A 17489-nucleotide genomic window follows, 5' to 3' on the forward strand; every position below is an offset into this window, starting at 1 on the left:
TCCGTCACAGGGAAGGTGCTTTTCTCGTTTACAGTCCCAGAGCCTTGCGCACATCGGCGAGATAGTCCACGCCGTCGACGAAGTGGATATAGTTGAGCTTGTCGATCTCAACCTTGCGCACGCCGTCAATGGTGACCTTGATATAGGTCACCTCCAGCGTCGTCTTGCTGTCCATGTGGTCAGCGGGCTTCAGCGAGCCGAGGTCGCCCTTCTTCGCCAGTCCGCGAATGTTGACCTTGACGGTCTGCACCTTGATCTCGCCCGTCGCTGCGTCGTACTGTTCGTTCGCCCCGCGAAACTCAAGATCCTGCGAACGCATCGCAAGGAGCTCGGTCACATCCTCATTGAGTGTGCGCCAGCTGATCTCCGTCTCCATGCTCTCTGTCTGCCCCGGCGTCGGCATCTCGATCTCTCCGCCGATACCCGCGCCCGAGATCGTCGCCGTCTTATAGCTGATCGACGGAAGCGTCACATCCGCCATGCCGAGCTTTCGATTGCCGCCCTTGAACACCTCAAAATTGATGAGCTTGTCGCGGACGGTGTTCACGCCCGCGAACCGCTGCAGGTCAAACGCGAATGCCTGATTCTTCATGTGTCATTCCCTCCTTTAGGAAAACAGTGCCGAGATGTAGCCCGGATCGTACTCCATGACGAACTCGATATCCCGTGCGGGCGCAGGTGGGGTGAGATAGACGTGGAAGCGGATGATCCCATCCATGAGCTCCGTCGTCGTATTCTCATCCTCGCGGAACTCCACGCGGCCGCCAAGGAGCGCGCCTTTTGCCGTGAGACCATTCAGCCAGATGTTTGCGCTGTCAACGACTGTCTCAATGAGACGCTTATTCGTCGGCTCATCAATCTTGCTCCAGAATGTCGTGACAAGGGTATTCCCCACCCAGTTGAACATGCGGCGGTTGTTGATGAGGCTATCCTTCACGTCCGTATTGGACGGGTACGCCGCCGTGCGGTTGCCCCAGCTCTTCCATCCGCCGATATAGTTGAGTGCTGTCACAACGCCCTGCCCGTTGAGATATGCCGCCTGCGCAGCGTTCAGGAAAACCTCCGTCCCGTCGGCAAGGCACGCGCCATCCGCCTGAATGGACTTATTCGACGGCGAATAATACGGGATATCGTCATGCTCGCTGTCAATGCGGTTCATGAGAGAAGCAATCTGCGCGGAGAGGTGATATTTCTCCTTGCCCTGCTTTACCAACGGCCAACAGAGAATGCAGTCCTTATCCGCCGCGCTCTTCTCGTTCTTCCACTTGCTCGCAGCGGTGTACGTTTTGACCTCATCCGACGGAATGTCACAGATGGAAATAGCGTTGAAATGTCCACAGATGTTGTGTTCCTTCGCCCGCATGACCGCCGCCACATTCACATCATGCGACCAGCCCGGCGCGATGATGATGCCGGGGACAAGCCCAAAGCGCGGGAACACCTCATCGATCAGCTCAAGCCCCTCGGTGCGGTTCGTCGCTGCATTCACGCCGCCGATGATATCCACTGCCTTCACCGCTGCCGGATTAAGAGCCGTGTAGCTGAGACAGAGATTCGCCGTCCCGCTCGGAATACCGCCGCCATCCATCGGCGTAATGACGACCTGCCCCGCCGCATCGTATGCCGCCGTATAATCCGTATTCAGCACGAGCTTTTGATGCTCCGCCGTGAGTTTTACCTCAAGCGTGGAGAGCACGACAGGATCCGCCACGGTGACGATGCCGCCTTTCACATCCACCTGCTTATCCTTCACGCTCTTTTTGTGCTTTTCGGGGTCAAGGACATTGACCAGCACAAGCGGTGCCATGTTGAAGAGCACGAAATGCGTTTTGATCACCTCGGCGAGCGTGTAGTTCTCCCAGTCCTCCGAATACCCGAACGCTGCGACTGCTTCCTTGTAGGAATAGCAGAGAACGGGCGTATTCACCGCTGCCGCAGTCTGTGCCAGATGAATCGGTGCCGTGCCGAACGCGACGACCAGCCCGCCGCTTGTCGCGGTCATGGGAACGAGGCTCGTTGCCTGTTCTCTCGTATATACGCCATGTTTATATTCCATGCTTAGACCTCCTTTTCCATCTCAGCCCATGCCAAGTACAGCGGTGTGCCCTTGCGCCTGACCTCTCCCCGTGCCTTTTCCAGCTGCTCTATAGGGACAAAGAGCCGCGCAATGTTCGCGTACTTTGCCCCCGCCTGTTCCACCAGCTCTTTCGGATACCCCCGATAGACTGTGTTGCATTTCAGCCCGTCGGTGAGGCGGTTCGCGCCGATGTAGACATAACACTCTGCTTTGTCCTCCTTCGTCTCCTCCTTCGTCAGAATCGGTGGATTCTGCTTTTCGGCTTTCACTGGCTTTGCCGCCGGCAGTTCTCCCGTGATCTTCTTATCTTCATCACTCATGTCATTCATTCCTTTCTATCCGATGCCAATCCGCCGCCATCTGTTCATTCGGCTGTGCAACGGTATAGGTGAGCGTCGCATAGCCAAACCAATACGGATACGGTTGATTTTCAATCGTCTCAAACTTCGTCGGCAATACGATGCGAAAGTGGTTCTCCAATTTACGGAAAACTAAAAGGCGTTGGCGCACCCGCTCCATGATGGAGAGCAGGTCACGCCATGCCTCTTTATCCTCGCCGTACACACCGAACGTCAGCCCGATCACTGCCTCTGCGCCGAATTTATCCGGCTCTGTCACATCCTCCGTTTTCTGCCAGCTGACGATGACCAGCGGATAGTAGGAGTTGTCCTTAAATTCCTCATCCGGAATATGCTGCGGGTAGACAGAGACTTTCTTATCCGCCTGTCCCTCCGCCTTCATCCGATAATTCGCCGTCGCCGCTTCGACCTCACGGACAACGGCACTCACAAGCATCGCAGGTGTCATGATCGATACCTCATCAAGAATTGATCTACTTCACGCTCCACTGCACCCGCTAGGCGCGTTTGCAGGTGTTTTTCCATGTAGTCGCGGATGGACGGACTGCCGAGCATCTGCGGCACGGACGGCGCAAAGTTCTTGGCAATCGGCATGGACGCATTCCCGCTGATGCGGTGAAATACGCCGACGTGCCCGCTCTGCATCCGCGCCAAAAACGCGTGCGCGATTGTCCCGCCCTGCCCGCGTACGACTTCACTGTAGAGGTATTTCCCCTTTGGCGGTCGTTTCGACGGGACACGGCTCGGGTTGTGCTTGAAATACGCGAGGTCATTCACGCGCCCGCGTGCGGAAAACACGGCACCCGTGCCGCGATAGGAGACGCGGAGCGCCCATGCAATGCGTTTCTTTTGGAACGTGTACCGCTCCGTGATCTTCTGCGCTGCCTCGCGCTTTACGCCCTTGACCGAGCTTCGCACCGCCTGTTTTGAGAGACGGTCAACCGCCCCCGGAAACGCTTGGAGCAGGTTTGCCGCGCGCTGCAGGTCATGATCGTCGATCTCAATCACAGGAATCCACCTCCCGCACGGAACGCACCCATGGTAATGGTCAGCATCCCCATCTCCTCCGTGCACGTATCCACGGTATAGCGTTTGCCGTCCACCTTGAAATTTGTTCCCTGCTTCGGAATGCGCGGCAAATCGACTATCTTTACGCAGACGGTCAAATAATCGCCATGTAGGCCGTCAGGCGTACGCCGTCCGTCATGCAGCACGGCGTTTCGCTTTTCGGTCATATCCCCCGAGACGACGCAGATGCACGCCGTCCCATCCAGATCATGGTGTTCGCCAAATTCCTCAGGGTTCATAAAGACACGTGTGAGATCGGCGGCGACCTGCTCCTTGAAGCCCATCAGCCGATGCGGACAAGCGCCAACGTGCCCGCCTGTTCTTTTGCCGCGATCACCGTGCCGGCGGGAACGGTGTTCGCCCCCGATGTGCCTGTGACGGCATTCTGCGTCTTATCCCAGTAGACCGCCTGACCAACGTCCAGCTTTTCCGTCAATGCAGGAAGCCGAAACGCCCCGACGATTGTCAGCGTCCCCGTCTCTCCCTTCGGAATCTCCGCGAGCGCGACGCCGATGCGCGATGCCAGCGGGACGATCTCCATATAGGCGACATTTGCCGTCGCCGTATAGTCGAAGTTATCGCCGCGCTGGATGTACTCTGCTTTTGCCATGGTTCATGTCCTCCTTATTTGCCTGTGCTCTTCTGGATACCGCGATAATCCAGCAGATTGACGCCGACGTCCATGTAGATGCGCCACTTGATGCCGAGCGTGTCGAACTGCTCCGCGCGCTCCATCGTCGGCGTAAGGTTGCCGTTGAGACTCGTGACCTCAATCGTCGGCGCGATGCCCGCCGCCGCTGCGAGATAGAACGCTTTCGCATCCTCAAGCTCCGGCTCAGAAATGACCGTCATCTTATTCGCGAACGGGTTCGGCGTTGCGTTTGCCTTCGTCGGGTCAACCACCGAACTGATCAGCTGCGCCGCCTGCACCTCAAGCTCCACGGGGCAGATGAGGAAGGCAGGCTGAATGTTTAGGTACTCTTTCCCCTTGATATTCTTCTGCTTCGCCATCGCCGCTTTCATCTTGGCAAGCCCCTCGATTGAGATATCTTCCGCGCAGAGGTTCTTGTGATCCGCATGGAAGAGCACTGCGCCCTCCACTTTCGGATTGCCCTGCAGCATCTTATAGACCATCTTGTTGATCATGCGCCGTGCCGCCGCACCGTAAATGGCAGGAAGCTGCTGCAGTGCGCCCATGTCGTCATTGATAATCACCTGACGCGTCAGGGAAAACATGCGCCCGTAGGTTGCGATGCTCGTCTTTGCCGCGCCCTCGGTGACGCCGCCCGCCTTAAACTCACCGCTCTCGTTCAGCTTCTCCAGCGTGTCCGCTTCACTCAGACGGTAGCGCGTCGCATCCTTGAAGTCCGAATTGCTCCCCTGTGCCGTCCAGAACTGATACGTCGTCGGTGCGCTCTGATACGCCTGCGCCATACTCTTATGCGCGACGTTCGAGAGGATCCCGGGGAATGCCCCCGTACCCGTCAGTGCTTCACGAACAATCGTTTCGTCATCCATGGCGTGTGTCGATTTGCCAAGCTCACGCTCCACGCACTCAGCGGCGAGGCGCATCATGCGCTTTCCACGGAACTCCTCCGCCCCCGGCGCGCTGTTTTCGACCGCCATCCCCGCACGCATGGCAAGCCCATCCGTCGCCGCCGCGCGGAACTTGTCCATTTCGTCTATCTGCACCGTCACCGGCTGTGCCTTGCGCTCCTGTGCCAGTTTGTCGAGGATTGCTGCGCGAACAGCCTCGACGCTCATACCGTTATTGATGTATGGCACATCGTCCACACCGAACTGACGGCACATCGTCCCGATCTCACGCACGCGGGCGCGCTCCTCTGCGACGGCCACCTGACGCTCTGCCTCCGCGTTTACCAGGGGCGCAGGCTGCGTCGCTTCGCGCTCCTGATCCTTGACGTCAATATCATTCTTCTGCTCGTCCATGTTTCCATCTCCATTCTCAACATAACTACGTCCAACTCCTACCGTCGCATCGGCGGGTACGGACACAATCGAAAGCTCGTATGGCGTCCACCGCGTCGCAACCTCACACGGCCCCGTAAACCGCCCGTTACTGCTCTTTGCTCCCGCCTCGACGCTCTCCCACACGTCGACTGCATAGCCGACAGATACGCCCCGCAGCGTTCCCGAGCACACCTTCTGGTAGATGCGCTCGCTCTCTTCGTCCTCGTCAAACTGGATCGTGGCGCGCAGCTTGCGCGTCACCTCATCCAGCCGAACATCAAGCACGCGCCCGATCACACGGTCACGGTCATGGTTGAAGAGGACAACGCCGATCTCCTGCAGTCTACTGAGGTCAATTGCCTCCGCATCGTGCGATAGAATCTCGTCCCCGAACCACCGACGGCACGGCTCTTCACTCGAAAGTGAAAGCTCCGCCTGCCTCACATCGCCGCCATCCTCTTTCTCACGAATGGCAATAGCGTTCGTGTAGATATCACGCCGCTGCGGCTCATTCTTGTTCCTTACTGCCATCTGCATCCTCCTTTTCATCATCTGTGTTATTGACATGATTGCTCTGCGCCGCCTGCACCGTGATCGGCGTATGCACCGAGAGCTTCAGTCCCATCGCCTCGGCGGTCTCCTTCTCCAGTGCCATCTGCTCGAGCTGTTCCCGCCAATCATAGCCGCGCTCGGCGCACCACTGTGCGAGCGTTTTGCCACCGTTCTGGATCGCCGCGATATCTGCCTGCACCTCCTTTGCGGGGTCAATCCACGACCAGCCAGGCGTTACCCACTCCACATTTTGATACGCCGTGCGGTGCTCAAAATAATCGGGGATATCAAGGCTGCCTGCCATGACGCAGAGATCCATCCATTCCCGATAAATCGGGTCACAAAGATGCGCTGCCATGAAATTCTGTATCGGCTCAAAGGTCTTGCGATCCTCAAGCATCCCCTGCCGCGCACTGGAAAAACTCGAGGTGTTGAAGTCGCGGCTCATGAGTTCGTAGGAAAGCCCTAGTCCCGCCCCTGCGAGCCGTTCCTGTATCGCTACATAGTCCCGCGCATTGGCAAGGCCACGCGACGGATTCGCCGTCTCGATGCTCTCCCCCGGGGCAAGATAATTCACCATGCCCGGGCGGATGCTCTTCAGGCGTTTCCCCTCCGGATCGCCGCGATTCGCCCCGATGCGCCCCGGCATATTCGGCGCGCCCGTCTGCGTTGTGACGAACACGGAAAAGCACGCCGCAATGCGCGCAGTAATGGTCTCCGCATCAAGATAGTCCTGCGTGTCCTTGAGACGCTTGATGATCGGCGCAAGGTCAGAGATGCCGCGTATCTGGTCAGGCTGACTGCGCGACCAGAGGTGTATGACCTGCGCAGCGGGAACGCGGTCGGGGTTATACTCCACATAGCCATCGGGGCTTTTGCAGTCAATCCAATAGGCAAGCGGGCGCAAATAATCATCCAGCTCCACGCCCGAGCGAATGACATTGTTCGTCTTTGGCGCGTAGATCATAAAGCTGCTGAGCAGGTCAGACTTAATGACCTGCAGTTTCAGCGGATGCCGCCCCTTGCGCGCGACCACCTTCTTGATGAGGATTTCCCCGTCAACGATCTTTCGCCGAAGAAGCATCGCCTGAAGCTCCTCAAAGCTCTGTTGTCCCGTAATGTCGCAGTTCTCCGCCGCCGTCCACTCGCGCCATAGCATCTCGATGCGCCGATTGAGCGCCTCATCTCCCGTGCGCGCCTGCGGCTTGATGCCCGTCCCGACCACGTTGCGCACGATACCGCCGACGGCCGCGCCTGCAATATCACTGTTGCGCTCCAGATACCGCGCCCGTGCCTTGATGAGGTCGCGCTGCGTCTTATCGGTGTTTTCCGTGTCCTCGTTGATCGGAATCCATCCGTCATTGAACCGCGTCACCTCACCCGCCTCGTAGGCGCGCAGGCTTTCGGCGTAAAAGGCACGACTGCACGCCCAGCGCGGCGAGATTGCCGCAATCGCTTTTTCAATCAGTGGAATCATAGCCGTCCCATTTGGGCAAAGAGCACATCCCCGCCATCCCTGCGCGCAATCTCCGCCTTTAGAGCATTTTCCCGCGCGTAGAGCGTCGCAAGATTCGCCTTTGTGATCCGCCGATTCGCGATGCTGTACTCCTGCGCCCCGCCCTCAATCTCGGCAATGGCCGCCCGTACCTGCCCAAGCTGTGTTTCAAGTGTGTCCAAATGGTTTCACCTCCCTTCAAAAGGTGCATCAAAAAAGCACCTTGCGCCATTTGCAAAGTGCTCTATCGTCAAATCCACTGCCGCCCCACGCCAAGCCAGTCGTTCTCTTTTTCTTCCTGCTCCGGCGAGCTGTTTTCCTGTTCCTCTTCCATGAGGTACCGCACGCCGATGATCTCGGCGGCAAGCGCGTTGTTCGTCTCACAGTCGAGGAGATGATTCGCCGCATGCGAGCTGATCTTTTCCCAGACCACGGAGACGCGCCCCTTCTTGTCTTTCTGCTCTACTCTCTGCTCGGCGCAAATCTGATCTGCGTATTCGCGCTCAATGCCCTTGTAGACGTTCCAGCTTCCATGCGCCCCCGCGTCAATCGTCATGCGCGAAGCGATGAAGTTTTTCATCTGATTCGTGTCCATGACGTAGAGACGCAGACCGAATCCCGCCGCCTGTTTATCCAGTATCGTCACCGAATAGCGAGACTTCATCGGCAGACTGGATCCTTTTGACGGCACAAGCACGTCCATGTGCCGGGCGCAGAACGTATACACATCGTCCGTGTTATAGCCCGAGTCGATACACGCAAGATTGACATTTCGTACGACGCCGTTCACATCGGCGTAGTTGCGGTTAATGACCGTCTCAAGATCCGCCCATGTCTCCACGCGCCCCCAGTCGACCAGCCACGATGTCATGTGCGCGCCCCATGCCCGCACGGCAAAATAGAAATGATCTAGCTGCACGTCAATCCCGCAGGTGAGCAGCTGCGCCTCCTCGGGCATTTGCCCGCGCTCGTATGGCAGAGCCTTTTCCATGACCACATCGGATTTTAGCTTGCTGCTCTTGTCCTCCCACGGCTCGGCGAGCCACGAGTTGATAAAGTTCATGAGCAGTGCGGGCTCATCCTTGCTGGATATGAATTTCGCCGCAATGTCTCCGAAAGTCAGCCACGGTGAATAGATAGAGTTGAGATGATAGGCGACCTTGTGTGCGCGCCCCTTCGCCTTTACTTCCCCCTGCCACTCACCCATGCGCAGCATTGCGGGCTTATGACGGTTGTCGATGGTCTCATGGCAGTATTTGCACTCATAGTACGCCGCCATGCGTGCCTCTGTCTCATCCGCGCCGTCCGTCCACTTGATCTGACGAAATTCAAGTGTCTGCATCTCCCCGCAGTGCGGGCATGGGACATAGTATCGATATTGTATATCCGCCGTCTCCCATCCCTGCCAGATATTTCCTGTCTTAAGCGTCGGCGTGGAGACCTTGACGATTTTCCGATTGTAGAACGTCTTTGTACGTTCGGCGGCCAGCTCCAACGGTCCCGCCTCTGCTCCCGTCCATTTCGGGAACTTGTCGATCTCGTCGAAAAAGATATACCGCACGGGGCGACTGGAAAGTTCGGACGGGCTATTCGCCCCGACGAGGGCGATATACATACCGCCGAGCGACAGCTCAAGATCTTTGCTCCCCCGCTCGTCGAACTTATCCGCAAGTGCGGGCGATAGCTTTATCATCGGCTGCAGGCGTTTTTCACTCGTAAATTTTGCGAGCTTTTCCGAGGGGTAGACAACGAGCATCGGCGCTGGATCCTGCGCGACGGCATAGCCGATCATATTCTGCTCAGCGGCGGTTTTTCCCAGCTGTGTCCCTGCACAGAATGTGATTTCGTGGATGAAATCATCATTGAACGCATCCATGACCGCTTTGAGATATGGCGTTTTCGATGTGTGCCACCGCCCCGGCGCGGCACTATCGAGTTCAGACAGGACACGATATTTATCTGCCCATTCGGACACTGTGAGTTTTTCGGGCGGCCTTAGTATGGCGAGCGCGTCCATGATCCACGGCGGATAACCGAGCTCATTTTTCTTTTTTCTTCGTCCTGCCACGGTAAAGCCGCCCTTCCGCCATCTCCGTCAGCGCCTCTTTTACACGCTTGTCAACCTCTGCTTTTGCGATCTCCGCCGCCTCCATATCCAGCGACGCAAGATTTGACGCGACCAGATGCCCCATGGCAAGCATGGATTTCTTGAGATTCGCGAGCTTTCGCGTCAGCTCGCGCGTCACCTGCTCGACCGAGATAAATTTTCCTTCCTGCACCGCAAGGCGGATTGCTTCCTGCTCCTTCTTGATCTCCTTCAATGCCGCTTCTGCTTTGAGTTTGCGGACTCCCGGACTATCCGTATGGCGCCCGTCAAACTTCCACTCCATGAGCGTCTTGATGTTCCATTTTCCGCGTCCTGCTTTCGGTGCGCCTTTTTTCTCCCAATTTGACAAAGTCTCTCTGGATACCTGGAAGAAATCGCAGGTGTCAGCCGTTGAGAAAATAAATTTATTTTCTTCTGTCACTCGCGCGCGCGAGCTCTTTTCTCCTGCCATCCTTCCCCCCTCCTCAGGAAATGCCGAATTGTCAACCGCTTTTTTTCATTTTCACGCAGACAAACGCCGCGACTCGCAGCCCCGTATCACGCGCGGCTCTCCGTAGTACCTGTGATACCGGGGGGGCTTGATACATTCGCCCGCATAGCGCGGATGCCTCAGCCTCTTCCTATCTGCTCCTTTGGCCTGCTCCCTTGCCGTACTCTGCGCGTATGCTGTGTCTGTGCCTGTGTTTTCTTCCTGCTCCATGCCGCACGACAGCGCAGATAGTCCTTCAGCGTCATGTGTCCCACCTCTACGAAATGCCAATCAAAAAGGACACTACCTGCATAGTGCCCTTTGCGATGTTCTGCTTTCTCTACTTCGCCAGTGCGATCTTCTCTTCAAGTGCATTCTGCAGCGTCTGCGAGAAGTTGACGCCGATCCGCTCCGCCTCTGCGTTCATCCAGTACGGAATCGACAACGTCTTTTTGACGAACCGCGTCCTCTGCTTCTCACGGAACGATGGCATAAATGCTTCTACCAGCATAAAGACTTCGTTGCTCTCAAGATGCTCTTGCTCTGCCAGCGCCCGCAACGATGACGGCTGCGGAATCTCCTCACCGTCCTCCTCCATCCCGTAAAGGTGGAGGGCAAGCACCTCCCGTGCCATACAGGCGGCTTCCTCCTCGTCCTTGCCAAACGTAACACAGCCAGGAAGATCGGGGAATACAACATGAACCCCGTCTTCCTCGTAGGTAAAAATCGCCGCATAGCGGTAGTAATTTGGCAACATACGATCCCCCTTTCTCATCGTCGGCTATCTATCCCCCACATGGGGCGGGGCTTAGAATTTAATCCCTGCCTGTTTCTCGATACTTTTTAGGTCACGAACACCAAGGTCTTTGACCGGATGTCTGAGTGTGACCTTTCCTTTCTTGGTCGGATGCTTGAACTGGTGATGATCTCCTACACAGTTGATCTCTACCCAGCCATCCTCCAAAAGGATTTTCATCACCTCTCTTGATGAATAGCTTCTCATGTCCTCCCTCCTATATTTATATTATATAACGTAATTTATTACGTGTCAATATATACTTTCTCCTCTGCATACAAAAAGGACACCGCCGCAGCTGTGTCCTCCGAGCGTTTCCCGCAGTACCGCGCTCTATACCCTATAAAATTTATATCTCCCGCCGACGACCTATAAAAAATCGCCAAGACTTACATCTCCCCCAACAAAAAAGCCGCCTCATGTGAGACGGCTTTATGAGATGGAATGGATGAAGGAGGTAGTGGCGACCTGACTCATCTCCAGGTCACTCACAATAACAGTATAACAGGTTTTCCGATGAAAAAAAGGAAGTAAAACGGAACAAAAACCCGGTTAAAAATACCGTTGGGAAGTCGATTGAGCTATCCACAGGCTCTAATCTTTTCGTAGTTCCTTAAATACATCTTCCCCTCGTGCCGTTAGACTTGGGCTCTGCAATTTTACCCCCATAATATCTACCATGCCACTCTCAGTTAAACGCCAATGATCAAGAAGCGACTCTCTCATAAGTTCTTCGCCCGCATCTATAAATTCATCATGCGTCATGCCTAATTCATGTGCACCTATATCGCCTTTATCTCCTTCTCTGATTGCAAACAAAAGCTGACGCGCATTTTTACTTAACTCCTTCATGTTTTCTTCCTCCTCTTAAAATCCATGTGTACCAAATTGTTATGTACACGGTCGAAATAACCATTAGGCAACGAACAATGACTCTCTATAAAACAGCCGCTTAACCCTATTCCATCAATCATTTCATCTCGTGTCATTATTTCATCATCAATGAATAACCTGATTGCTTGACTAAGAAGAACAGGCTGCTCTTGCTCTATAACATCATCCTCAGGCTCTCTTTTTCTCCACTTTTTTCTTGATATTTGTGTCTGTAGATACGTGTACCTATTATCATCAATCAAGAAAAGTTGTTTTGCCCTCATGATGATCCCATTGATGGATACCCTCCATTTGGACTTTAGATATCGAAACTGTTCCAAAGATCCCATGTACAATTCATTATGTAACGCTGCCTCAGGCAACAAAAAAGCTCCTGCAAAAGCCTTCGCCTCATCCTCCACTCTTTTTAGCTCTCTTTCAATATCTTCTTCCTCATGAAAAAACAGATGACAAAGCTCATGTGCGATACTCATACGAAGTCTGACCGCTGTATTATTCTTATTTACAAAGATAAACGGTCTCCCATCCTGCCAATAGGAAAACCCATCTACATCATTATCCATTGGCATGACAACAACAATGATGCCCCTGCGTTCCAAGTCACGTATCAGGTTTGATATAGGCCCCATACCCATGTTCCATTTCCTACGAATTAACTTCGCCCATAGTTCAGGATCCCTTTTTTTCTCGATATTCACGGATGTTTTTATTTCATCAAATAATCCATCGACCTCCGGAAACTTGATCTTACCTCCAAAGAATTTGATGATATTGCAACTGATAAAATCTGCCCGCTTTAATGCTTGTTCTCTTTTTCTTTTTGTCGCTGCACTAAATTTACGAAAGAAAACCGTACTGCGTGCCACATTATCCATATAATGAGTTCCATAAAAACTATTAGGCATACTGTACATATTCTTCAAACGAAAGAACATCTCGACTGAAACTTTACAGCGCCCTAATTCAAACATAGATAAAACTTGTGCGCTGATTCCTAGTGCTTCCGCAACCTCTTTTATCGTTTTTCCGTCTGCAATTCTCGCATCACGCAGTCGTTGTGGGATGCAATATTCTATATTATTTGATGCCCCCATTATTCTTTTCATCCCTTCTCAACAGAGCTTTATAGTTCTCATCTAATTGAACAAGGATTTCATTTTTTTCTTTTTGAGTCGGGTATTGATATGCGCCAATCTTTAGTGGTTTTGAATGTATCCAGTTTTTTTCTCCGGGAATCCCTATACGTCCATATCGAAATTCATGTTCGCCGCCATCTCCATATGTCGCGGCATATGTTTTTATTTTATTTATATCCGACTCTTCATCAAAAAGTCTAGTCTGAATGAGATCGGAAGCCCTATAAAGTGCTTTCCGTGGAATAGTGTCCGCGCGAAATACAGGCACACGTCTTCATTATAAAGGCGTACATGATGACAATTACGAGCACAATTCATCGGTGTTTCAAAAGTATATGGCAATATACCTTTTTCACAAAACAATCTCGCTGAACATGCAATGCCGGCACGCAAGATGTCTGCCCAGATCCCTTTTCCAACATTTGTTGCCCGAAGGAGGTTATACATTCCATCATTTGGCTGATACTTATATAGGGTATCAGCACTCTCATAGGACAAATCAACTAACGCTCGTACGGCATGGATACGTTCCGGTGGAAATTCCTGCTCAAATTGCTTCTGAATACTGTCTTTCGTAATCATTAAATCGCCTCACTTTCACAATCGCTCATGAAAGTAATATAGCATATTTTACTAAAATTCACAAGTAATTTGTCAATTATTCGCAAGAATTGAAAGTTTTAACTGTACCGGTCTCACTTCCACCCCAAACAACATCAGTGCCACATCTCGCAGCACCTTCCCGCTTTTCTCCTGCGCCCACTTCTCTGTATAGTTCAGAGCATCCGCGATCTCTATCCACGACTGCCCCCGCATATACCGTCCTTGTACCAGCTCCACATCTTCATCATCCAGTGACTCAAAGGCTCGATCAATCGCCCGTATTGTGCGCTCTATTTCATCTCTGCGGATCCGCATATCCGCGATATGTCCCTCAAGCTTAATGCGACGTACAGCGGCCGCCTCCGTTGTAGTCAACGTCCTTGTCCCGCCGCTGATACGATCGTCTCCGTACTGGATGGAGGATATGGATTCATCACGCAAGATCATCTCCTGCGCATCGATCTCTTCTGTGAGATTCGTGACGGCGACCTTCATCTTTGTATAGTTCTGCAAGAGCCGCTTTGTCTCCCTGATATAGTCGCCGTACTCTCTCACGCCTGTTCCTCCTGTCTCATCATTTTGTCAACGCCGCCAATATGCCCGAACGCGCCAAAAGAGCGGTGATATGCCGCTCTTTTTCTTATATTGCCTGTTTCACAGCGCGTTCCAAAAGTGCTCCTCGCAGCCGATCTCGAAAGAGCCGCTGCACATCTCGGTCTATCGGATGGATGTCCTTGTTCCACTCCCAGTGCGCTTCAATCTCGCCGATCATATCCCGCAGCTGCCAATCTTCAAAGTCATTCACGCGCTTTAAGATGATGTTAGACACAAGAGACAACGCTCCCGATTGTCTGTGTGTATCTTACCTCTGGATCGCGTGTCAGGCGTCCGATTCCTACAAAGTGATTCATTTGGATTCCTCCTCCGGAAATTTCATAAACACCAGCCAGATTGTCTTACCCCTCCGGTTCCCGAACAACGGCTGCTCAGGGATAATTTTCAGAACATCCGCCGTAGAAATCTGATCTTCCGACCATTTGAAGATCAATACGCCGTAATCTTTTAGGACGCGCATACACTCCTCGAATCCTCGGCGCAGATCATTCTGCCATGTACTTGCGAGCACACCATACTTGATGCCGAGCCACGAAATCTTTCCTGCACTGCACAAATGCGGCGGGTCGAATACGACAAGCTGGAAACTCTCGTCAGGAAATGGAATCTCTCGGAAGTCAGCGATCAGATCAGGCTTGACCTCGAATCGTCGGCTATCGCACAACGTTTTGGCAAAGCTACGATTGTCCATGAACACAGCCGCAGGATGCTTCTTGTCAAACCAGAACATTCGAGAGCCACAGCACGCATCAAGGATTTGTTTCATGGGCTCTCCTCCTATGCAAAAAGTATCTGTTCCTGCGCATCCGCAAGCAAGGCTTTTGTGTCGCTCAGAATGCGTTCGGAAAACCGCAGGGCACGCGCCATGACCCGCTCGGGCGTGTTCCATTCCTCCTCGATACGGATAAAGTACCGCCGCGCCTCCTTGCCCTTCTCAGTGCGTTGGAGCATCGCCAGCTCCTTTGCCATTGAGAGCGTCATGAGATGGTCGATTGCGGGGCGCCCGCCAAGCTCAGAGGTTTTACTCAAATTTGAGTAATAATCCTCTCCCTCTACAAATCCGTATTCGCACATACGCGCGAACCAATCGTTATAGCGGGTCTGCACCTCCAAGAACATATGCAGCTGCCGTCCGCTGATTCTCACCTCTCCGTTTTCGTTGTCGAAAATCGGTGCAATCTCCATCGTCGTTTTCATTTTGTCTCCTCCTCATGCACTTTCACGTTCTTCCTCGCCGCACAGTTCCGGCAGATTGGCACGTACAAGGGCCTCCGCAAACGGCGGCGGCACCGCATTTCCGCATCGGGCAACCTGCGCCGATTTTGGATAGCTCCTGCCGTCAGCGTCGCGGTCGATGATATAACTCTCCGGAAATCCCTGCGCCCGAAACAACTCCCTCGGCGTAAGCATCCGCATGCCGATATCCGTGACCTGATACAACTCTCCGCATACAGCAACCACACCGAATCTATCTCTGGTCGTGATTGTATGCAGTGGCTCTGTGAGCGTCTGCCCCTCACCTTGGCCGTAATACTTAATCAGGAGTGCCGTCACAAGTCCATACCGATTGGACGAATCCGCCGTCATGAGCGGCTTGTCTACTGCTTGCCCGCGCACCTCTTTCCCTGACTGTTCCGTGTGATACTGTATCAGGAACGGCGCAATGTGGTAGTCCACGATGTATGGCTGCGGATGCTCCAGCACAAATTTTCTAAGCCCTCGCGCAATGCGCCGCATCGTATTTTCGCAGAGCGGCTTCTTGCGGTCATAGATACTCGGGCACGGGATTGTCCAGTCGATGATCTCCGCCGACGTCCGCCACGGATGGAGGATACCGCTCGCCACAAAGAGCGTTGACGGGTCTCCATGCGTCGGTTCAGGCCAGACGATTGGCAAGCCATCACACCGTGCAACAAGGAAAAATCGTTTGCGGATGGTCGGTGCACCGTAGTCACACGCCCGCAGCTCGTTCCATTCGACACGGTACCCATAGCGTTTGAGTGCATGGACGAATCTCCGAAATGTCTGTCCCTTGCGCGTTGGGTCAGGTCGATTGCCGATCAGGGGGCCCCATGTCGTAAACTCTTCGACGTTTTCGAGGATAATCACGCGCGGCCGCACGAGCTTTGCCCAGCGTATTGCCACCCACGCAAGCCCGCGAATTGCTTTTTCGACGGGCTTCCCGCCTTTTGCTTTCGAGAAGTGCTTGCAGTCAGGAGAAAACCAGGCGAGACCAACGGGACGCCCCGCACACGCCTCCACGGGGTCAACGTCCCAGACGTTCTCGCAGTAGTGCTTCGAGCTCGGATGATTAGCACGGTGCATCGCAATCGCCGTAGGGTCGTGATTGATTGCAATATCCACGCTGCGCCCTGTGGCAAGCTCGATGCCGGTGGATGCCCCGCCGCCGCCCGCGAAGTTATCGACAATCAGCTCCACTGCCGCACCTCCTCATAAGTACCCGCGCTCTGTGTCATTTCCTGTGCCATCTCAGCACGCTCCTTTCATGCGATAATCCTCTGCCCGGATGTTCACCGGTACTGTCATTTCCGAAAGACGGCTTACGATGCGCCGCCCGAATACTGCCTCTAACTCCTTGCCTCCGCAGTTGGTCGTGATGACCGTGGGGAGCATGTGCTCGTATCGGTGATTGATCAGCACGTAGATCAGCTCCGGCACCCACGGTTTTGGATCCTCAGCTCCAAGATCGTCAAGGACAAGTACCGCTGCATCTTTTGCTGCTTTCAAAAGCTCATCTGCCTTGCCATCCCGAAGGCTGAAACTTGCCCGCATTTTGGCGAGAAGATCAGGGACTACCACGAACATCCCGGGAATCCCCGCCTCTGCGATTTCGCGCAGAATCGACACCGCGAGGTGTGTCTTTCCGGTTCCGCACCCCCCTTTCAGGAGAATGCCCGGTGCCTTTGGATCGACCTTGACGCTCTCACAAAACCGCTTGCACGCTATGAATGCATGTCTTGTTTCGGGCGTCTGGCGAAACGTCGCGAAGCTGCGCGACCGGAACCGCTCACCAATGCCGCTGCTTCCCATGAGTTTCGTGATCCGTTTCTGTGCCTGCTGCGTCTTGTACTTGGCACATGACGGGATGCAGGAAAGGAGCGGGTTACGGTATCGCTCATCCCGGAACTCTCGCCCGTTGTAGTGGCACTCGTGGCAGGTGTCCACGGTGTACGGGCACCCTGCGCACGCGGCATCATGCGCTCTCTTGGTCTCTGTCGCCTGTGCCGCCAGAAGAAGCCCTGCGGCGTACGGATCGTCTCTCTGGGTGCTCCAATCGTCCGCAGAATCTCCTTCCTCCTCGGACGTGCCGCCCAGATCATACGGGT

The 17489-nt window shown here is 54.1% G+C and carries 23 protein-coding genes; all 23 read right to left on the bottom strand.

Annotated elements, in window-relative coordinates; genetic code table 11:
* Positions 1 to 28 precede the first annotated feature (28 nt).
* Positions 29 to 592 carry a phage major tail tube protein gene (locus tag HMPREF9166_RS02690; RefSeq protein WP_009442510.1) on the bottom strand — a complete coding sequence of 188 codons (564 nt, stop codon included), beginning with the start codon at positions 590 to 592 and terminating at the stop codon, positions 29 to 31.
* A 15-nt stretch (positions 593 to 607) separates the two neighbouring features.
* Complete coding sequence (locus HMPREF9166_RS02695; protein WP_009442511.1) at positions 608 to 2056, bottom strand: phage tail sheath family protein; 1449 nt, start codon at positions 2054 to 2056, stop codon at positions 608 to 610.
* 2 nt (positions 2057 to 2058) lie between these two features.
* On the bottom strand, positions 2059 to 2397 hold the full coding sequence (locus HMPREF9166_RS02700) for a hypothetical protein (protein WP_039980878.1): 339 nt from the start codon (positions 2395 to 2397) through the stop codon (positions 2059 to 2061).
* A 1-nt stretch (position 2398) separates the two neighbouring features.
* Complete coding sequence (locus tag HMPREF9166_RS11675; RefSeq protein WP_009442513.1) at positions 2399 to 2884, bottom strand: hypothetical protein; 486 nt, start codon at positions 2882 to 2884, stop codon at positions 2399 to 2401.
* Positions 2881 to 3444, bottom strand: a complete 564-nt coding sequence (locus tag HMPREF9166_RS02710; RefSeq protein ID WP_009442515.1) for a phage tail protein — start codon at positions 3442 to 3444, stop codon at positions 2881 to 2883. Before HMPREF9166_RS02710 ends, HMPREF9166_RS11675 begins: the two co-directional genes overlap by 4 nt.
* Positions 3441 to 3788, bottom strand: coding sequence for a hypothetical protein (locus tag HMPREF9166_RS02715; RefSeq protein ID WP_009442516.1), 348 nt, complete (start codon positions 3786 to 3788; stop codon positions 3441 to 3443). Before HMPREF9166_RS02715 ends, HMPREF9166_RS02710 begins: the two co-directional genes overlap by 4 nt.
* On the bottom strand, positions 3788 to 4114 hold the full coding sequence (locus HMPREF9166_RS02720) for a DUF2190 family protein (RefSeq protein ID WP_009442517.1): 327 nt from the start codon (positions 4112 to 4114) through the stop codon (positions 3788 to 3790). Before HMPREF9166_RS02720 ends, HMPREF9166_RS02715 begins: the two co-directional genes overlap by 1 nt.
* Before the next feature lie 14 nt (positions 4115 to 4128).
* Complete coding sequence (locus HMPREF9166_RS02725; RefSeq protein ID WP_050749690.1) at positions 4129 to 6006, bottom strand: prohead protease/major capsid protein fusion protein; 1878 nt, start codon at positions 6004 to 6006, stop codon at positions 4129 to 4131.
* On the bottom strand, positions 5984 to 7504 hold the full coding sequence (locus HMPREF9166_RS02730) for a phage portal protein (protein WP_009442519.1): 1521 nt from the start codon (positions 7502 to 7504) through the stop codon (positions 5984 to 5986). The genes HMPREF9166_RS02725 and HMPREF9166_RS02730 overlap by 23 nt, the downstream gene beginning before the upstream one ends.
* On the bottom strand, positions 7501 to 7704 hold the full coding sequence (locus tag HMPREF9166_RS02735; protein ID WP_009442520.1) for a hypothetical protein: 204 nt from the start codon (positions 7702 to 7704) through the stop codon (positions 7501 to 7503). Before HMPREF9166_RS02735 ends, HMPREF9166_RS02730 begins: the two co-directional genes overlap by 4 nt.
* Positions 7705 to 7772: 68 nt before the next feature.
* Positions 7773 to 9590, bottom strand: a complete 1818-nt coding sequence (locus HMPREF9166_RS02740; protein WP_009442521.1) for a phage terminase large subunit family protein — start codon at positions 9588 to 9590, stop codon at positions 7773 to 7775.
* Positions 9562 to 10080, bottom strand: a complete 519-nt coding sequence (locus HMPREF9166_RS11680; RefSeq protein WP_009442522.1) for a hypothetical protein — start codon at positions 10078 to 10080, stop codon at positions 9562 to 9564. Before HMPREF9166_RS11680 ends, HMPREF9166_RS02740 begins: the two co-directional genes overlap by 29 nt.
* Before the next feature lie 358 nt (positions 10081 to 10438).
* Positions 10439 to 10855, bottom strand: coding sequence for a type II toxin-antitoxin system HicB family antitoxin (locus tag HMPREF9166_RS02750; RefSeq protein ID WP_039980879.1), 417 nt, complete (start codon positions 10853 to 10855; stop codon positions 10439 to 10441).
* 51 nt (positions 10856 to 10906) lie between these two features.
* Positions 10907 to 11101, bottom strand: coding sequence for a type II toxin-antitoxin system HicA family toxin (locus HMPREF9166_RS02755; protein ID WP_009442525.1), 195 nt, complete (start codon positions 11099 to 11101; stop codon positions 10907 to 10909).
* A 387-nt stretch (positions 11102 to 11488) separates the two neighbouring features.
* A complete protein-coding gene (locus HMPREF9166_RS02760; protein WP_009442527.1) occupies positions 11489 to 11746 on the bottom strand; it encodes a hypothetical protein in 258 nt (85 codons plus the stop codon).
* Complete coding sequence (locus tag HMPREF9166_RS02765; RefSeq protein WP_175279225.1) at positions 11743 to 12882, bottom strand: XRE family transcriptional regulator; 1140 nt, start codon at positions 12880 to 12882, stop codon at positions 11743 to 11745. Before HMPREF9166_RS02765 ends, HMPREF9166_RS02760 begins: the two co-directional genes overlap by 4 nt.
* On the bottom strand, positions 12866 to 13192 hold the full coding sequence (locus HMPREF9166_RS12435) for a hypothetical protein (protein ID WP_139062645.1): 327 nt from the start codon (positions 13190 to 13192) through the stop codon (positions 12866 to 12868). The genes HMPREF9166_RS02765 and HMPREF9166_RS12435 overlap by 17 nt, the downstream gene beginning before the upstream one ends.
* 386 nt (positions 13193 to 13578) lie before the next feature.
* Positions 13579 to 14082 (bottom strand): hypothetical protein, encoded by a 504-nt coding sequence (locus tag HMPREF9166_RS02770; RefSeq protein WP_009442529.1) that lies wholly within the window; start codon positions 14080 to 14082, stop codon positions 13579 to 13581.
* Positions 14083 to 14167: 85 nt separating this feature from the next.
* Complete coding sequence (locus tag HMPREF9166_RS12440) at positions 14168 to 14356, bottom strand: hypothetical protein (RefSeq protein ID WP_009442530.1); 189 nt, start codon at positions 14354 to 14356, stop codon at positions 14168 to 14170.
* Between the two features lie 78 nt (positions 14357 to 14434).
* Positions 14435 to 14908 (bottom strand): class I SAM-dependent methyltransferase, encoded by a 474-nt coding sequence (locus HMPREF9166_RS02780; RefSeq protein WP_009442531.1) that lies wholly within the window; start codon positions 14906 to 14908, stop codon positions 14435 to 14437.
* 11 nt (positions 14909 to 14919) lie between these two features.
* Complete coding sequence (locus tag HMPREF9166_RS02785; RefSeq protein ID WP_009442532.1) at positions 14920 to 15339, bottom strand: phage antirepressor Ant; 420 nt, start codon at positions 15337 to 15339, stop codon at positions 14920 to 14922.
* Between the two features lie 12 nt (positions 15340 to 15351).
* A complete protein-coding gene (locus tag HMPREF9166_RS02790) occupies positions 15352 to 16581 on the bottom strand; it encodes a DNA cytosine methyltransferase (protein ID WP_009442533.1) in 1230 nt (409 codons plus the stop codon).
* Between the two features lie 51 nt (positions 16582 to 16632).
* Positions 16633 to 17489 (bottom strand): ATP-binding protein (locus HMPREF9166_RS02795; RefSeq protein ID WP_009442534.1); only part of this gene is annotated, 857 nt, incomplete at its 5' end.

This window comes from Selenomonas sp. oral taxon 149 str. 67H29BP (assembly GCF_000146365.1).
Lineage (GTDB): Bacteria > Bacillota > Negativicutes > Selenomonadales > Selenomonadaceae > Centipeda > Centipeda felix.

Bases quoted from the DNA above. Each gene is read 5' to 3' on its own strand.
- HMPREF9166_RS02690 (WP_009442510.1), bottom strand. From the start codon at position 592: ATGAAGAATCAGGCATTCGCGTTTGACCTGCAGCGGTTCGCGGGCGTG.
- HMPREF9166_RS02695 (WP_009442511.1), bottom strand. From the start codon at position 2,056: ATGGAATATAAACATGGCGTATATACGAGAGAACAGGCAACGAGCCTC.
- HMPREF9166_RS02700 (WP_039980878.1), bottom strand. From the start codon at position 2,397: ATGAGTGATGAAGATAAGAAGATCACGGGAGAACTGCCGGCGGCAAAG.
- HMPREF9166_RS11675 (WP_009442513.1), bottom strand. From the start codon at position 2,884: ATGACACCTGCGATGCTTGTGAGTGCCGTTGTCCGTGAGGTCGAAGCG.
- HMPREF9166_RS02715 (WP_009442516.1), bottom strand. From the start codon at position 3,788: ATGGGCTTCAAGGAGCAGGTCGCCGCCGATCTCACACGTGTCTTTATG.
- HMPREF9166_RS02720 (WP_009442517.1), bottom strand. From the start codon at position 4,114: ATGGCAAAAGCAGAGTACATCCAGCGCGGCGATAACTTCGACTATACG.
- HMPREF9166_RS02725 (WP_050749690.1), bottom strand. From the start codon at position 6,006: ATGGCAGTAAGGAACAAGAATGAGCCGCAGCGGCGTGATATCTACACG.
- HMPREF9166_RS02730 (WP_009442519.1), bottom strand. From the start codon at position 7,504: ATGATTCCACTGATTGAAAAAGCGATTGCGGCAATCTCGCCGCGCTGG.
- HMPREF9166_RS11680 (WP_009442522.1), bottom strand. From the start codon at position 10,080: ATGGCAGGAGAAAAGAGCTCGCGCGCGCGAGTGACAGAAGAAAATAAA.
- HMPREF9166_RS02750 (WP_039980879.1), bottom strand. From the start codon at position 10,855: ATGTTGCCAAATTACTACCGCTATGCGGCGATTTTTACCTACGAGGAA.
- HMPREF9166_RS02755 (WP_009442525.1), bottom strand. From the start codon at position 11,101: ATGAGAAGCTATTCATCAAGAGAGGTGATGAAAATCCTTTTGGAGGAT.
- HMPREF9166_RS02760 (WP_009442527.1), bottom strand. From the start codon at position 11,746: ATGAAGGAGTTAAGTAAAAATGCGCGTCAGCTTTTGTTTGCAATCAGA.
- HMPREF9166_RS02765 (WP_175279225.1), bottom strand. From the start codon at position 12,882: ATGGGGGCATCAAATAATATAGAATATTGCATCCCACAACGACTGCGT.
- HMPREF9166_RS02780 (WP_009442531.1), bottom strand. From the start codon at position 14,908: ATGAAACAAATCCTTGATGCGTGCTGTGGCTCTCGAATGTTCTGGTTT.
- HMPREF9166_RS02785 (WP_009442532.1), bottom strand. From the start codon at position 15,339: ATGAAAACGACGATGGAGATTGCACCGATTTTCGACAACGAAAACGGA.